The sequence below is a fragment of the Pseudomonas ogarae genome (assembly GCF_014268695.2).
GTDB classification, from domain to species: Bacteria; Pseudomonadota; Gammaproteobacteria; order Pseudomonadales; family Pseudomonadaceae; genus Aquipseudomonas; species Aquipseudomonas kilonensis.
This window is the reverse complement of sequence record NZ_CP077086.1, coordinates 4,690,856-4,705,682: the sequence shown is the minus strand read 5'-3', so window position 1 is coordinate 4,705,682 and position 14,827 is coordinate 4,690,856. Positions and strand designations below refer to the sequence as shown.

Sequence of the window (14,827 nt, the reverse complement as noted above, 5' to 3'; positions counted from 1 at the left end):
CAGGGCATGAACGAAAGGCCGTCGCCCGACAGCGACGGCCTTTTTTTTATCTTTTTCGCGAATGATAAATAAACTCATTCCGGTTTTTGGCAGGTGCTGCGTCTTACTTAGGTATGTGGGCAAATCGGGTCGGGCAGGACGTCCAGGCACCGGGTTTGTTCAGCAAAGATTTCGCCGTCGTCCAGCCTGATGACCGCGCCCGGGGAGGGGCCGGTCGGCCACGCACTGAGGCATTGCCCTGAGGCAATCGATCGTGCGGGTTCACAGGTGCTGGCGAGCGGCGGGCCCTTCGGCCCCATGGACTTTTACTTCTACCAATAATAGAGAGCACGATGTCATCCATTCATGAGTTGAAACCTCTGTTCAAGGCACTCGTCATGTCCCGCGGCCTGCGTTCGCGGCGGGTGTTGGCCGGTCTGGGGTTGGTCTGCGTACTGCCGCTCAGTGCTCAGGTGATGGCGCAAGACGTCAGCATCGACATCCCTGCGCAACCGCTGCCGCAGGCACTGCAAGCGTTCGGTCAGCAGACCAACCAGCAAGTGATCTACAACGCTGGCGACATGGCCGGGCTGAAAAGCACCCGCGTCAGCGGCACAATGAGCCCGCAGGCGGCCATCGCCGAATTGCTCAAGGGCACTGGCGTGCGCTACAGCCTCGAGGGCAATACCCTGATGCTGATGCGCAGCCCTGCCACGGGAGGCCTTGAGCTGGGTGCGACCACCATCAGTGCACAAGCGTTGGACGCGACAACCGAAGGCAGTAATTCCTACACCAGCAAGGCCGTGACCCTTGGCAAGGGCACCCACACCCTCAAGGAAATTCCCCAGTCGATCACCGTGATGACGCGCAAGCAGATGGATGACCAGAACCTGGTCAGCCTCAAGGACGCCGTCAACCAGACCACCGGCATCGTCGGCCTGCAGGGCGTTGGCCAAGGCATGATCCTGTCGTCACGCGGTTTCCAGATCGACGATTGGCAATACGATGGTGTGCCGATCCTGCGTAACAACTATTCGCTGGGCAACTGGGCGACCCAGGACCTGATCTTCTTCGACCGCCTGGAAATCATGCGCGGCGCGGCCGGCCTGCTGCAAGGCACTGGCAGCCCCGGTGGTGCCGTCAACCTGGTGCGCAAGCGTGGCCAGAGTGCACCGACCGTGACCTTGACCGGCAAGGCCGGGTCCTGGGATCACTACGGTCTGCAATTGGACGCTGGCGGCCCGCTGAACCAGGCCGGCAACATCCGCGGCCGCGTCGTCATCGATGAAGACCAGAGCAACTCGTTCGTCGACTATGCGTGGAGCAAGACCCACTCGTTGTACGGTGCGTTGGACGTCGACCTGAGCGAAGACACCACCCTGGGTTTCGCGGTCAGCCAATCCAATGGCGAATCGCGCGGCAACATCCGTGGCCTGCCACGCTACGCCAACGGTTCGATGCCGGACGTGTCGCGTTCGACCTACACGGGGGCGCGTTGGAACCGTTCTGAAATCGATGTCACCACCTACTACACCGACCTGGAGCATCGCTTCAACGAGGACTGGGCGTTCAAGGTGGGTGCCGTGTACATGACCGAAGACAACCAGGCGAAAAACCAGCGAGTGCAAAGGCTTGGCGGTCTAAACCCTGATGGCAGTGGCGTGCAATATGCCGACTTCGTGACTGATTTCCAGTCCACGAAGTCTGGTCTGGACATGAACCTGACCGGCAAGTTCGAAGCCTTGTCGATGGAGCAGGAAGTCATGCTCGGCGGCAACTTCTCGCAGTTGGAGACGGATGATAAATACGCCCGTACATTCAACAATACCAGCGATAGCATCTTTGACTTGAACAATGACCGGCCGGACATCAGCTATGAGAGTCTGATCAACAGCCCGGGCGGACGGGGCGTCCTCAGTAAGTACGATATTCGCCAGAAGGGTGTGTATGGCACCTGGCGCGTGAAGCCTGTCGATGATCTGACGCTGGTGCTGGGTTCCCGGGTCAGTTGGTATGACTTCAGCTACAAGTCGAGAACCGAAGACTCCGCCGGTATTACCCCATACACGGCAAGCACCGGAACTGAAACCGGAGTGGTCACGCCCTACGGCGGTATCATCTATGACCTGAGCCGCGAATGGGCGGTATACGCCAGCTACACCGATGTGTTCCAGCCCCAGACCGAGGTCGATACCAGCGGTTCGGTGCTCAAGCCCATCGTCGGCACCAACTACGAAGTCGGTCTCAAGGGTGAGCTGATGGACGGTCGGGTCAATACCTCCCTGGCTGTCTTCCGTTACGATCACGAGAACCGTGCCATCGAAGACACCGCTGGAGGGATGGTATGTCAGGGCGGGTACTGCTCGGCAGCCTCGGGGAAAGTGCGCAGCCAGGGTATCGATGCCGAAATCAGTGGTGAAGTTATGGACAACCTGCAGCTGTTCGCGGGCTACACCTACAACACCACCAAGTACCTGGAGGAGCCGGGGAAAGACGGTGTTGTCTTCAGTAGCTGGACGCCGAAACACATGCTACGGGTGTGGGGCAATTATCAACTGACCGGTGATTGGAGCCGTGTCAGCACCGGTCTGGGCTTTACCACCCAAAGTCACACACTGGTTTATGAACAGAAGATGGACGTCCCGGGTTATACCGTGTGGAATGCCCGTATCGGTTACCAGCTGACGCCGGAAATCGCTTTGGCGGTCAACGCCAACAACCTGTTCGACAAGACGTACATAACCCCCGCTTACAACCAGCTTGATGGCAACAACAACTTCGGGGATCCGCGTAACCTGATGTTCAGCGTGAAGTACACTCCGGAGTTCTGATTCTTGGGGGAGTGAGATAGACCCGCCTTGTGCGTGAGGTTGTTTGCTTAAGGAGACGGCGCTTTTTCCGGATGGGAAAGCGCCGTTTTCTTTTGGGTTGGATTGGGTGCATATCCGTTGCTGCGGTAACGGCTGCTTATGGTTCCGCCCTTACGGCGGCTCACTTTCGCGCTCTTCCAAAAGTGACCCGCTGTAAGAGCGGAACCGCCAGTGGCCGTTACCGAAGAAACGGATATACACACCAACGTTCGGGGAACACAAAACCGGCTGTCGGTGCTATTGCTCCTATGCCGTGCTGCCCAGAAAAGCCTCAACCAGCGAATCAAGCAACCCATCATCAAAGATCATACCGCGGTGACGCAACGGCGAGCGCACCGAGCATCGCAGCTCCCCGGTCAGGCTGTACCCCTTGATCAAGCCCTCGCAGAACGCCAATTCGTCCGGCGTTTTTTCCGCCTGGGTCCACCAGCAACTGGGACGTACCCGTACCGGTTTGAAGGTGAATCCGTCAAAGGCTTCGAGCAACCGGTCATGCACCGAGAACGCCTGGGCGTTCATGACTTCATCCTTGACGCTCTGCACGATTGACAGCAAGTCGCCTCGCCCCGGTTCGATCTGGCGGGTGGCCCATTCATGGAATGCCTGGACCGTACTGTCGGGGTGCGCTTGCCGGTAAGCCGCCGTGCGTTCGGTGAGGGTTGGAAACAGCAGATCGAAGTATTCGATGGCCTCGAGCAGATCCTGGGAGGCCGGGTCGGCTTGCTCAGCGCCTGGCAAATGTCGATGACGCGACAATGTTGCCGGGTACAAATGTTCAGGAATCGTGGTGTCCACCAGGCCTAGGAAGCTGACGGTGTGGCCCTGGCTTTCCAGCGTCGCCGCGATGTCCAGCGCAATGGTCCCGCCCAACGACCAGCCCATCAGGTAATACGGGCCTTGGGGCTGGGCGGCGACGATTTCCCGGCTGTAATCGGCAATCATCTCGTGCCAGGCTTCAGGCCCTGCGTGGGGTTCGCTGAAGCCGCGGTGCATGACGCCAAAAGTGCGCGCCCGATGTTGGAGTTTGCGCGCCAGTGGCTGGTAACAGAACACGATGCCACCGCTGGGATGCAGGCAAAACAACTGCGGCGCATTGGTGGGAGCGGTGTTCAAGGGAACAAGGCACTGAGTCTGCTGCCGATGCTCCTGCGAAATGAACAGCGCCAGCTCCGCGATGCTCGGGTTGGCCAGCAACGCCTGCAGGCGCACGGTGATGTTCAGGCGTGCCTTGAGGTTGGCGATCAGCTCAATCGCCAGGATCGAATGCCCGCCCAACTCAAAGAAACTGTCGTTGATTCCCACGCGCTCAACCCTGAGGGATTCTTGCCAGAGCTGCGCCAGCGCCTGTTCCAATTGAGTACGCGGCGCCACGTAATCGGTCTGCCGAAGACGCGCGTCCGGTTCCGGCAAGGCCTTGCGGTCGAGCTTGCCATTGGCATTGAGCGGCAAGTGATCGATGAACACCAGGTGACTGGGCACCATGTAGTCTGGCAACTGCGCTTTGAGGGCGGCCAACAGACTTTCGCGTAACCCGGTCATGGACGCTTGCGTGGCAATCACATAAGCGACCAGTTGCAGGCCGGCCGGGCCTTCATGGGTCAACACGACACAATCGCGGATCGCCGGCAGCGCTTGCAAACGTGCCTGGATTTCGCCCAATTCAATGCGGAATCCGCGGATCTTGACCTGGTGATCCAGGCGCCCGATGTATTCGATGCTGCCGTCGCTGCCATAACGTGCCAGGTCGCCGGTGCGATACAGGCGGCCACCCGGCAGCGGATCGAACGGGTCGGGGATAAAGCGGCTGGCGGTCAGGTCGGCGCGCTGGTGATAACCACGGGCCAGGCCGGCCCGACCGACATGCAGCTCACCGACGCAACCCTTGGGGACCGGGTTCAGATGCGCGTCGAGCACATACCAGGACAGGTCGACGATGGGCTGGCCGATTGGGCTCGCGGTCTCGCTGTTCAAGTCGTCGATCGACAGCGGTCGCCAGGTGACATGGACGGTCGTTTCCGTGATGCCATACATGTTGATCAATTGCGGCGACTGGTCGCCGAAACGTTCGAACCAGGGGCGCAAGCTCTGCACATCAATGGCTTCGCCGCCAAAAATGACCTGGCGCAGCCGGTGGCCAAGCGGCTGATGAGGCTCGCAGGCGACTTGCAGCAACGACCTGAACGCTGAGGGCGTCTGGTTGAGCACGGTGATGTGTTCCTGGCAAACCAGGGCGTAGAACTCTTGCGGCGAACGACTCACCGCGTGGGGCACGATGACTAGCCGGCCGCCGTGCAGCAGCGCGCCGAAAATCTCCCACACGGAAAAGTCGAAGGCATAGGAATGAAACAGGCACCAGACGTCCTGCTGATCGAAGCTGAACCAGTGGTCCGTGGCCTGGAACAATCGGCTGACGTTGTGGTGCGTCAGCAATGCGCCTTTGGGCTGGCCGGTCGAGCCTGAGGTGTAAATCACATACGCCAGGTTATCCGGGTGCATCGGCACCTCCGGATTGTGCTCGGGATAGTCGCCCTCGATCTCGACGGGGTCGAGCGACAAACAGTTCATGTCGGCTGGCAACGCCAACGATTCACGCAGATGAGCCTGGGTCAGGATCTGCGTCACGCCACTGTCCTGGATCATGTAGGCCAGGCGATCGGCCGGGTAGGCCGGGTCCAGCGGCACGTAGGCGCCACCGGCCTTGAGAATCGCCAGCAGGCCAATGATCATTTGCGGCGTACGCTCGGCGGCGATGCCGACCAGCACGTCGGGCCCGACGCCTTGCTCGATCAGCCGATGGGCCAGTTGATTGGCCTGTCGATTGAGCTCGGCATAGCTCATGTGCTGCCCTTCAAAGGTCAGTGCCGTGGCGTCACCCGTGGCGGCGGCATGGGCTTCGATCAACGAGTGCAGGCAGTGTTCGCGGGGCAGCCGGGTTGGCTGGCGGTTCCAGTCGTGCAGGGTGTGCTGCCCTTCCTCAGCGCTCAGCAATTGCAATTCGCCGAGGGCGCGTTCAGGTGTTTCGATCAGGTCCTGCAACAGGTTCTGCCAGTGGCCGGCCATGCGCTCGATGGTTTCAGTGCGGTAGAGATCACGGCTGTATTCGAACGTCGCCAGAATCTGCTGCTGTGAATAATCGACATCCAGCGACAAGTCGAACTTGGCCTGGCTGTCGCCTGTGTCAAGAAACTCCAGGGCCAGTTCGCCTTTGGGCGAGATCGTCAGGGGCGGTGAGCCGGTGCGCCAGTTGAACAAGACCTGGAACAAGCCCTGTGCGCCGGGTTGCAGTTGATCGAGGATCAGCTCCAGTGGGTAGTCGGCATGTTCCAGCGCGGCGAGGGACTGGGCGCGCAAGCTGCGCAGGAAATCCAACGCTCCGAGGCTCGAGTCGATCCGCGCCCGATACACCTGGCTGCTGACAAAGAACCCCACCAGGTCCTGGCTTTCATGGCTGTTGCGGTTGGCGTTGGGCACGCCGACGGTGAAGTCGTCCTGGTTGCTGTAGCGGCCCAGCAACAGCTGCCAGGCAGCCAGTGCCACCACGAAAGGCGAAAGGCCCTGGTGTTGGCAGAACGCGTCCAGGGCCCGGGTCACTGCGGGGGCAAGTGTTACGTGCACACGTCCGGCCCTATGCTGCTGGTCGACGGTGCGGGGGAAATCCACGGGCAGTTCCAGCGTGGGCAGGTCGCGGCCCAGGTAGTGGCTCCAGTATTCACCGCTGCGCTGGCAGGCTATGCCCTGCAAATACTCGCCTCGCTGGTGGGTGGCGTAGTCGGCGTATTGCAGGGACAGCGGCGGCAGCGGTGACGGATCACCGAGCAAGGCCTGAGCGTAGGCCTGGGTCATGTCCTGCATGAGGATCGTGTTGGACCAGGCATCGGAGACGATGTGATGCATGTTGAGCAGCAGCACATGTTCGTCACTGTCCAGCCTGAGCAGCGTTGCCCGCATCAGCGGCGCGTGGCTGAGATCGAACGGTTGCCGGGCGTGCAGCTCGATGCGCTGTGAGAGTGCGATGGCACGCGCCTGGGGGGCGAGTGCGCCGAGGTCCTCCCGGTGCAGGGTGAGACGGGCGTTGCGCTCGACTACCTGGACCGCCGCACCGTCGAGGTCATTGAACGCGGTGCGCAGGATGTCGTGTCGGTCGATGACCCGATTCAGCGCCTGTTCCAGGGCATCGGCATCGAGTTCACCGGTCAGGCGCAGGGCCCGTGGCAGGTTGTAGGCCGAACGGGCCGGGTCTCGCTGGTGCTCCAGCCACAAGCGTTGCTGGGCGAAAGACAACGGCGCGCGGTCCAGTCGGCGGCTGTCGCTGGCGTGCATGTCGCCAGCGACATCCTCGAGCAGCAGCATCAGCAGATCATCATCTAGCAGTTCGTTCATGGTGTTCTCGATAAACAGCATTGCGTCGGACGGGGTCAGGCAAAGGCCGCCGCAGATTTTTCACTGACCACTTGACCGGCCTGCATGCGGACCAGTTGATCGGCGATGTCGAAATAGCGGTCGTCGTGGGAGATGACGATGATGGTTTTGCCCAGTGCTTTCAGTTCCGGCAGCAGTTCGGTATAGAACACGCGCCGGAACACCGGATCCTGGTCGGCGGCCCATTCGTCGAACACCAGCACTGGACGCTCCTCAAGCCAGGCGTTGAGCAAGGCCAGGCGTTTGCGTTGGCCGGTGGACAGGTCGGTGGTGCTGAAGGCGCCGTCCTGAATGCTGACCTTATGAGCGATTTCCAGGCGCTCCAGGTAGCGATTGGCGTCTTTGGGCACCTGTTGATCGCCCTGGACCAGCTCATCGAACAGGTAGTAGTCGGCAAAAATCGTGGTGAACAACTGGCGATAATCGTCCCGTTGAGCGGCCCCTACCGGCGCACCATCGAGGAGGATTTCACCGCCCTGGGGGAAGTAGAGACCCAGCAGGAGTTTGATCAGCGTGGTCTTGCCGCCTCCGTTTTCACCGACGATGAACACGATGTCACCCTGGGCGATGGACAGGTTGACCGGTCCCAGGGCGAAGGGTTGGCTGCCTTCGACCACCGGGAAGGCGTAGTGCACATCGCGCAACTCAAGGTGCTGGATCGTGGGTTTGTGGCGTTTCTTGTCGTTGAGCAGCAGATGCGGCTCCGGTGAGGAAAACTGCTCGGCCAGTTCGGCGATGCGCTTGAACGCAACGTTCGCCCGGCTGATCACCGGCAACGTCATCACCAGGTATTCCAGCGGGCCCTTCATGTACAACAGCACCAGCACGAAACCGCTGAGCACCACCCTGTCCGTGCCCAGCCACAGTGATTGCAGGGCCAGGACCAGGCCAATGACCACAAAAAACAGCATCGAGCCGAAAGTCTTGGCCACCACGAACGTGTTGACCGAGCGGATATTGGTGTCGCAGATGTAGTCGGCGGTCGCTTCGATTCGCTGGTTGAACATGCGCTGGCGGCGTGGGCGATGAATGCGCAGTTCCTTGGCCCCGGCGGCGATAGCGCCGTAGTGTTTCTGCAGCGCGTCTTCGGCCTCCCGGGCGTCTTCGAACCCCCTGATGCCGCGGGCGCGAGCCAGGTATTGCACGACCGTGCCGATCACTAGAGCCACCAGCAGCAGCAAAAACATCGGCACCGACAGGTAGGCCAGGTAACCCAGGCAGCCGAGGGTTACCGTGAAGGCGATGGCCAGTGGCGCGAAAGAAAACGCGAAATCGCTGACGGTGTTGACGTCGTGGGTCAATACCGGAATGAGCCGATGGCTGCGGTAGCGTTCAATCTGTTCGATGGGGGCCAGCAGGACTTTCTTGCCCAGGGATTTACGCAGCTCGGCGATGATGTTCTGGCCAACATGGTTGGTGCCGATGTCTGAAAGAATCGAGGTCAGCAGCGCTGCCGCGCAAAGCCCCGCGAACGTCGCCAGCATCTGGAACGTGGGCGTTGTGGCGGCGTTCAGGGCGTCGTTGATGGTTGCCAGCAGGGCAGTGATGCTCAGGCCGCCCAACATGCCCAAGAGGATCGAGCCCACGACAATCAGCCGGAAGGGTTTGAGCAGGGTGAACAATTCAGTGATCACCCCGCGTTTTGGTTGGCTCATGGAGGTTTCCCTGCTAGATGAAAAAGGGCGAAGGCCATCGCGGGCGTTCACCGCATGGGCTGGAGGACGCAGGCACGCCGGGTTGGGACGCGCCCACCTGTAGAACGATTGGAGGGGAAGGGGATTTAGCGAGGAGCCGCCTGACACACATTATTGTGGCGAGGGAGCAAGCTCCCTCGCCACAAAAGCTTGTCTGTGTCCGGCAGGTTGGTTTACATATCCCGCGCCACCCGAAAGCCGATCCAGTCGCCGCGGTCACTTGGCACCAGTGCGTTGCGGTTGCCGGAGCGGGAGAACACCGGTGCCTCGCCCCAATCATTGCCACGGATGCGTTTGAATTCGCACTTGCCGGTCAGCCAGGCGCTACCGTCGTTTGGGGCGCCCACATAGTTTTCGTTGTAGCAGTCGGCGGTCCATTCGTAGATGTTGCCGTGCATGTCGTATACGCCGAAGGCGTTGGGCGCGAAGCTGCCGGCCGGGGCGGTGAAGTTGTAGCCGTCGGCCGCGCCGTAGGTGTTGGCGTGCTGGGCGATGCTGTATTCCTTGCCCTCGTCGAACGGGAAAGGGAACGGGCCGGTGCTACCGCCGCGTGCCGCGTACTCGCGCAGGGACTCGCTGACCAGTTGGTATTGCTTGCCGGTTTTTTTCGACAACCACGCGACGTAAGCGTTGGCCTCGGCGAAATCCATGCACACCGCCGGGTGCCGGTCGGTGTATTGCTTGCGCGGGTCGCTGCCCTGATAGTCGGGGATGCCGGCCTTACAGGCGCGGCCGGGGCGCTTGTCTCCATCGGGCATCTGGTAACCGGTGTCGCGCAGGTAGGCGAACCATTCGCCCTTGAGCACCTGGAAGCGACTGATTGCCAGCGGCTTGGCGAACGTCACCGGGTGCATCGGGCCTTCGTCGGGCTCGCGTCCCACTTCGTCTTCCGGGGTGCCCATCTGGAAGGTGCCGGTGGGCAGCACGACCATTTCCGGGCAGTCCTTGCAGTCGCGAAAGACCTGGCCCGCTTGAGACGCCTGGGCGCCGGAGGGCAGCATGGCGGCGAGGGCCAGTGCCGGGAGTAGCTTCAAGGGAAAACTGTTCATCCATTTCTCTCGTTAAAGTCAGGTTCAGAGTGTCTTGGCCAGCAAGCCCATGAAGCGATCGATCTCGGCTTCGGTGTTGAGCAACCCCGGCGCGGTGCGGATTACCGGCCCGGCGTCGCGATGCACGGCGTCGGCGATCACGCGGTTCTTCATCAGGTAAGCGGCGACCTCATCGCTGTCGCGGCCCTTGACCCGGAAGAAGGTGAAACCGGCGGACAGGTCTGGGTTCAGCGGGGTGACCAGTTCGATCTGCGGCTGTGCCACCAGCTGTTTTTTCAGATAGCTGTTGAGGGCATGGATGCGCGCCTGCACTTCGGCCTTGCCCAGTTGCAGGTGCAACTTGAACGCTTCGTCCGCCGCCCAGCGATGCTCGAAAGCGTGATAACCGCCTGGGGTCATGGTGGTGGAAAACGCCGTGGCTTCGGAGAAGGTCGGGATGATTGGCGTGACGTACTTGAGCTCTTCGCTGCGGCTGCACACCAGGCCGGTGCCGCGTGGGCCGAACATCCACTTGTGGGTGCCGGCGATGAAAAAATCGCAATTCATGGCGGGGAAACTGAGGTCTTCGACGCCGAAACCGTGCACGCCGTCCACCACATAAATGATCCGCTGTTCATCGCTGCGGCCCTGGTTGTGCTTGTCCACCAGGGCGCCGATCTTGTCGATCGGCAGCTTCACGCCACTGCCTGAATGCACCCAGGTCATGCCCAGCACCCGGGTTTCGGGGCGGATGTTGCGGTCGATGGCCGTGAGGATCTGTTCATGGCTGGCATCGCGAGCGTTGTCGAACAGCTTGATCTTGCGCACCCGTGTGCCAGTCCGTTGGCTGCGCAGCTCAAGAATGGTGTGGGTGGCGTAGTGTTCGTGGGCGGTGCTGAGGATTTCCTGATCGGCCGCCACATGGACTCCGCCGTAGATGATCGACAGGCCTTCGGTGGTGCTGCCGGTGAGGGCGATCTGCTTCGGGCTCGCTTGCAGGTAGCGGCCGGCCCAGGTGCGGACGTTTTCCTCGCGTTCTTCGGTGACGCCCAGGTCCCAGTCCATCAACAGCCCCGGGTTTTTATCCAGGGCGGCGCGGTGCTTTTCGATGGCCTCGCGCACCGGGCGCGGGTGAGTGGTGACCAGGAAATTGGAGAAGTGCAGGTAGTCCGGGTCCTGGTCGAACAGCGAGCGCAGTTGTGCCCATTTATTTTTCGGCAGCGGCGGCAGAGGATCGGCGCTGGCCGTGGCAGGCAGGCTGGCGGCGAGGGGCAGGCCGGCGGCGAGGATCCCGGCCTGCTTCAGGAAGGTGCGACGTTCATTCATGGCTGGACGGTCTTCTGGGTCGAGGCGAGGGCGGGCGGGCGGCTTTCTGGACCTGGTCCCAGACCCGCAGGAAATTGCCGCCCCACAGCTTGGCGATGTCGGCTTCGGAGTAGCCGCGGGTCAGCAGTTCGGCGGTGACGTTGCGGATGTCGCCGACGTTCTCCCAGCCTTTCACACCGCCGCCTTCGTTGAAGTCCGAACTGATGCCGACGTGGTCGATGCCAATCTTGCGCACGGTATAGTCGATGGCGTCCCCCAGGTCCTTGAGGCTGGCCTTGGGTTCCTCTTCGAGGATGCCGTAGAGCTGGCCGGCGTATTCACCGAACTTCTGTTCCGGCCAGGCGGCGATGATCGGGTCGCCGGGCATCAGCGCCATTGCCAGGTTGGGCAGTGGCGGCAGGTCGAAGCGCTCGCGCAAGGCGTTGAGTTTGTCCTGGGTCTTTTGCGTCAGTGGGCGCAGGTATTGGGAGAAACCGACGATCTGCACCACGCCGCCGCTGGCCTTGATCAGTTGCATTTCCTTGTCGCTGAGGTTACGCGGAATGTCCACCATCGCCCGTGGCGCCGAATGGGACGCCACCAGTGGGGTGCGGCTCAGTTGCGCGACTTGCTCCAGGGCTTGGGTCGACATCTGCGACACGTCGATGATCACGCCGAGGTCGTTCAGGCGCGTCACCGCTTGCTTGCCGATGTCCGACAGGCCGCCGAGGGCGTCGGGCGAATCGTTGAAGAACGGCAGCGGGCGCGAGGAGTCGGCCCAGTCGTTGTTGCCGATGTAGCTGAAGCCGAACATGCGCATGCCGCGCGCGGTCCACAGGTCCAGCAGGCTCAGGTCGTGGCCCAAGGGATAGGCGTTGAGCATGCTGATGAAGATCGCGAACTTGCCTTCGCCGTGCAGGCGACGGAAATCATCCGGGGTGTAGGCGATGGCGACCTGGTTGGGAAAGTCCCGGACCATGCCGGTGATGATCTTGTAGCGCACCTCCTGCTGGTTGCGCGCTTCCTCGACGAAGCCGGCGGTGGGCTTGTGCGGGGCGTTGGGTCCGTTCCACAACTCCGGCCAGCCGAACACCGTCAGGGCCGCGCCGGACAATTGCCCGCGGTTGGCTTTCACCAGGTCGAACTGGCCGCTGCCGTCCTTGTCCGCTTCATTGCCCGCGGTGCCGAAATCCAGCGGCACGGTGATGTGGCTGTCGAAGGACAGCAGGCGTTCGTGCAGTTCCCTGGCTTCTTTCATCACCTTGACCGGGTAGCCGGGGTTATCCCGCCACCAATGGTCCCAGGCCGCCAGGCCGCCACCCACGGCCAGCGCCAGTGCCAGGGGCACGCCGATGAAAAGAGCTTTTTTCGAACGAGGTGTTGTCATTGCCGATCTCAGTCAGGTTCGCCTTGGAAGGACAGGCGCGGGGGCCTTTGCTATCTGGGGAGAACGAGTGATCGGCGGGGAAATTTAGGCACCTCAGGGCAGTCATCGCGAGCAAGCTTTGCTCCCACAGTGGAATTGCAATGCGGTCACCTGCGGGAGCAAAGCTTGCTCGCGATGACTGCCTTCAAACCCACCCATCTCTTGCGAATGTACTCAGATCCATTGTGGGAGCGAGCCTGCTCGCGATGAGGCCGTAACAGCCCCTATAAATTTGTCAGCCCCCCCATCGTTCTAGCTTGGATAAAGCCCGCTCCAGGGCCGAACACAGGTAAGGCAATGACGATTTCTCGACGATGGTTCATGGCAGGCCTGGCGCTGACCGGTGCCGCCGTGCCTGCGGTGTATTACGGGCATCGCGAACTGACCCGACCGGATCCGAGCATCACCCCCGGCGAGGCCTCGTTCGACGTGGCTGACGCAGCGGGCCAGCGCCGGGCCGATACGTTGCGGGGCATCTGGACGATCCGTTTCACCGGCCGCGACGCCGGTCTCGAAGGCTTGCCCCAGGACGATCTGCAGGTCTTCCTCGATATCGGCCAAAGGGGCCGTGGCCTGGTGGGCTACCTCGACATCGCCGAACGCCTGCGTGGCGCCGATGAACCGCGTTACCGGGTGTTGGGCGACCTGGCCGGCACCGACCCGAAGCAACTGAGCTGGCGCCTGATAGGGGCTCAGCACAACGCGCCGGACTATGAATGCACCATGACCCTGGACGAAGTCTGGGCTGGTTTCGGCAATGCCGGCAGCGCCACCCTCAGCGGTCGCGTGTTGCGCCTGGACCGTCCCATGGCATTGCCTGAGCAGGACAACCATTTCATCGCCGTCAAGCAACGTTTCCCCGAGGCCCGGGAGCGCACGCCGCTGAGCCCGGCGCTGCTGGCCTGGCTGGTGTCGCCCGAGCATCGGCTGTTCCACCAGCTCTGGCATGCCACGCGGGACAAATGGCACACCCTGGACGAGGACAAACGCAATGCCCTGCGCGGCATCGGCTGGCAGCCCGGCCCACGGGACCAGGAACGTGATGCTCGCGGGCCGCGCAAGGATCGCAATGGCTCGGGCGTGGACTTCTTTTTCATGCACCGGCACATGCTCGGCACGGCCCGTTCGTTCCAGCCGCTGCCGTCGTGGCCGCGCTTTCCCTTGCCGCAACCGGAGCTGGAACGCGATCGCCTTGGGTTCGCCCGCTACCTCGATAACCACGATGGCACGGCCTTGCCGCCGACCTGGCTGGCCGATGGCGACGCGCAGTACGCCCAGTGGGTCAGCGACATCAAGACCGCCGAGACCTACCACAGCAATTTCCAGGTCTGGGAATCGCGCTACCGCGACCCGCGCTACCTGTCGAAACTGACCTTGGGCCAGTTTGGCTCGGAAGTGGAACTGGGCCTGCACGACTGGCTGCACATGCGCTGGGCCTCGGTGCCCCGTGATCCGTCCAACGGCCACCCGGTGCCGTTCGCCCGCGACCCGGACGACTTCGCCGCGCGCTGGTACGCCCCGGAAAACGACTTCCTCGGTGATCCGTTTTCCTCCCACGTGAGCCCGGTGTTCTGGGCGTTCCACGGCTGGATCGACGACCGCCTCGAAGACTGGTTCCGCGCCCACGAACGCTTCCACCCGGGCGAAGTGAGCCGGCTCGACGTCAATGGTGTGCCCTGGTACGCCCCGGGCCGCTGGGTCGAAATCGGCGACCCCTGGCTGGGCCCGGACACCCACGGTTGCAGCACCACGCCGGGGCTGCAGGTTGGGCGCTCGGTGGAAATGGACCCGGAAACCATGAAACTGGCGCTGCGCATCACCTTCGGCAGCGACGACAAAAAGCTTTCCGAACTGTTCCGCCGCGTGCCGCAACGGCCGTGGTATGCGCGTAATCTCAAATCCAAGCCGGTTTAATCCCGACTTGGACTGACCGAACCTGGGTTGTGCGAATGATCGCTTTTGTGGCGAGGGAGCTTGCTCCCGCTGGGCTGCGAAGCAGCCCCAAAACCAGCCCCCTCAAAAACACCTGACCCACCGAGGTGCTAGCCATTGGGGCTGCTGCGCAGCCCAGCGGGAGCAAGCTCCCTCGCCACGGATGTTGCTTGG

7 protein-coding genes are annotated in these 14,827 nt (G+C 62.0%); 2 read left to right on the top strand and 5 right to left on the bottom strand.

Annotation, left to right across the window (positions count from 1 at the left end):
* Window positions 1-332 precede the first annotated feature (332 nt).
* Window positions 333-2,810 carry a TonB-dependent siderophore receptor gene (locus tag HU749_RS20580; RefSeq protein ID WP_046063437.1) on the top strand — a complete coding sequence of 826 codons (2,478 nt, stop codon included), beginning with the start codon at window positions 333-335 and terminating at the stop codon, window positions 2,808-2,810.
* A gap of 285 nt (window positions 2,811-3,095) precedes the next feature.
* On the opposite strand, the gene HU749_RS20575 is transcribed toward HU749_RS20580, so the two are convergent.
* The 5 genes from HU749_RS20575 to pvdM all read right to left on the bottom strand — a co-directional run bounded on the left by HU749_RS20575 (window position 3,096) and on the right by pvdM (window position 12,682).
* Window positions 3,096-7,229 (bottom strand): non-ribosomal peptide synthetase, encoded by a 4,134-nt coding sequence (locus HU749_RS20575; RefSeq protein WP_186652062.1) that lies wholly within the window; start codon window positions 7,227-7,229, stop codon window positions 3,096-3,098.
* A gap of 35 nt (window positions 7,230-7,264) precedes the next feature.
* Window positions 7,265-8,923: a cyclic peptide export ABC transporter gene (locus HU749_RS20570; RefSeq protein WP_095974956.1), complete on the bottom strand. Its 1,659-nt coding sequence runs from the start codon at window positions 8,921-8,923 to the stop codon at window positions 7,265-7,267.
* A gap of 212 nt (window positions 8,924-9,135) precedes the next feature.
* On the bottom strand, window positions 9,136-10,011 hold the full coding sequence (gene pvdO / locus HU749_RS20565) for a dihydropyoverdine dehydrogenase (RefSeq protein ID WP_186652060.1): 876 nt from the start codon (window positions 10,009-10,011) through the stop codon (window positions 9,136-9,138).
* A 24-nt stretch (window positions 10,012-10,035) separates the two neighbouring features.
* A complete protein-coding gene (gene pvdN, locus HU749_RS20560; RefSeq protein WP_186652058.1) occupies window positions 10,036-11,316 on the bottom strand; it encodes a pyoverdine-tailoring periplasmic protein PvdN in 1,281 nt (426 codons plus the stop codon).
* Window positions 11,309-12,682, bottom strand: a complete 1,374-nt coding sequence (gene pvdM / locus HU749_RS20555; RefSeq protein WP_186652056.1) for a pyoverdine-tailoring dipeptidase-like protein PvdM — start codon at window positions 12,680-12,682, stop codon at window positions 11,309-11,311. The genes pvdN and pvdM overlap by 8 nt, the downstream gene beginning before the upstream one ends.
* 336 nt (window positions 12,683-13,018) lie before the next feature.
* Here pvdM and pvdP point away from each other — a divergent pair, with 336 nt between their 5' ends.
* Window positions 13,019-14,635, top strand: a complete 1,617-nt coding sequence (gene pvdP, locus HU749_RS20550) for a pyoverdine maturation tyrosinase PvdP (RefSeq protein WP_186652054.1) — start codon at window positions 13,019-13,021, stop codon at window positions 14,633-14,635.
* The last annotated feature ends 192 nt before the right edge of the window (window positions 14,636-14,827 follow it).

Coding starts and splice junctions, on each gene's coding strand:
- HU749_RS20575 (WP_186652062.1), bottom strand. CDS start 7,229: ATGAACGAACTGCTAGATGATGATCTGCTGATGCTGCTGCTCGAGGAT.
- pvdO (WP_186652060.1), bottom strand. CDS start 10,011: ATGAACAGTTTTCCCTTGAAGCTACTCCCGGCACTGGCCCTCGCCGCC.
- HU749_RS20580 (WP_046063437.1), top strand. CDS start 333: ATGTCATCCATTCATGAGTTGAAACCTCTGTTCAAGGCACTCGTCATG.
- pvdP (WP_186652054.1), top strand. CDS start 13,019: ATGACGATTTCTCGACGATGGTTCATGGCAGGCCTGGCGCTGACCGGT.
- pvdN (WP_186652058.1), bottom strand. CDS start 11,316: ATGAATGAACGTCGCACCTTCCTGAAGCAGGCCGGGATCCTCGCCGCC.
- HU749_RS20570 (WP_095974956.1), bottom strand. CDS start 8,923: ATGAGCCAACCAAAACGCGGGGTGATCACTGAATTGTTCACCCTGCTC.
- pvdM (WP_186652056.1), bottom strand. CDS start 12,682: ATGACAACACCTCGTTCGAAAAAAGCTCTTTTCATCGGCGTGCCCCTG.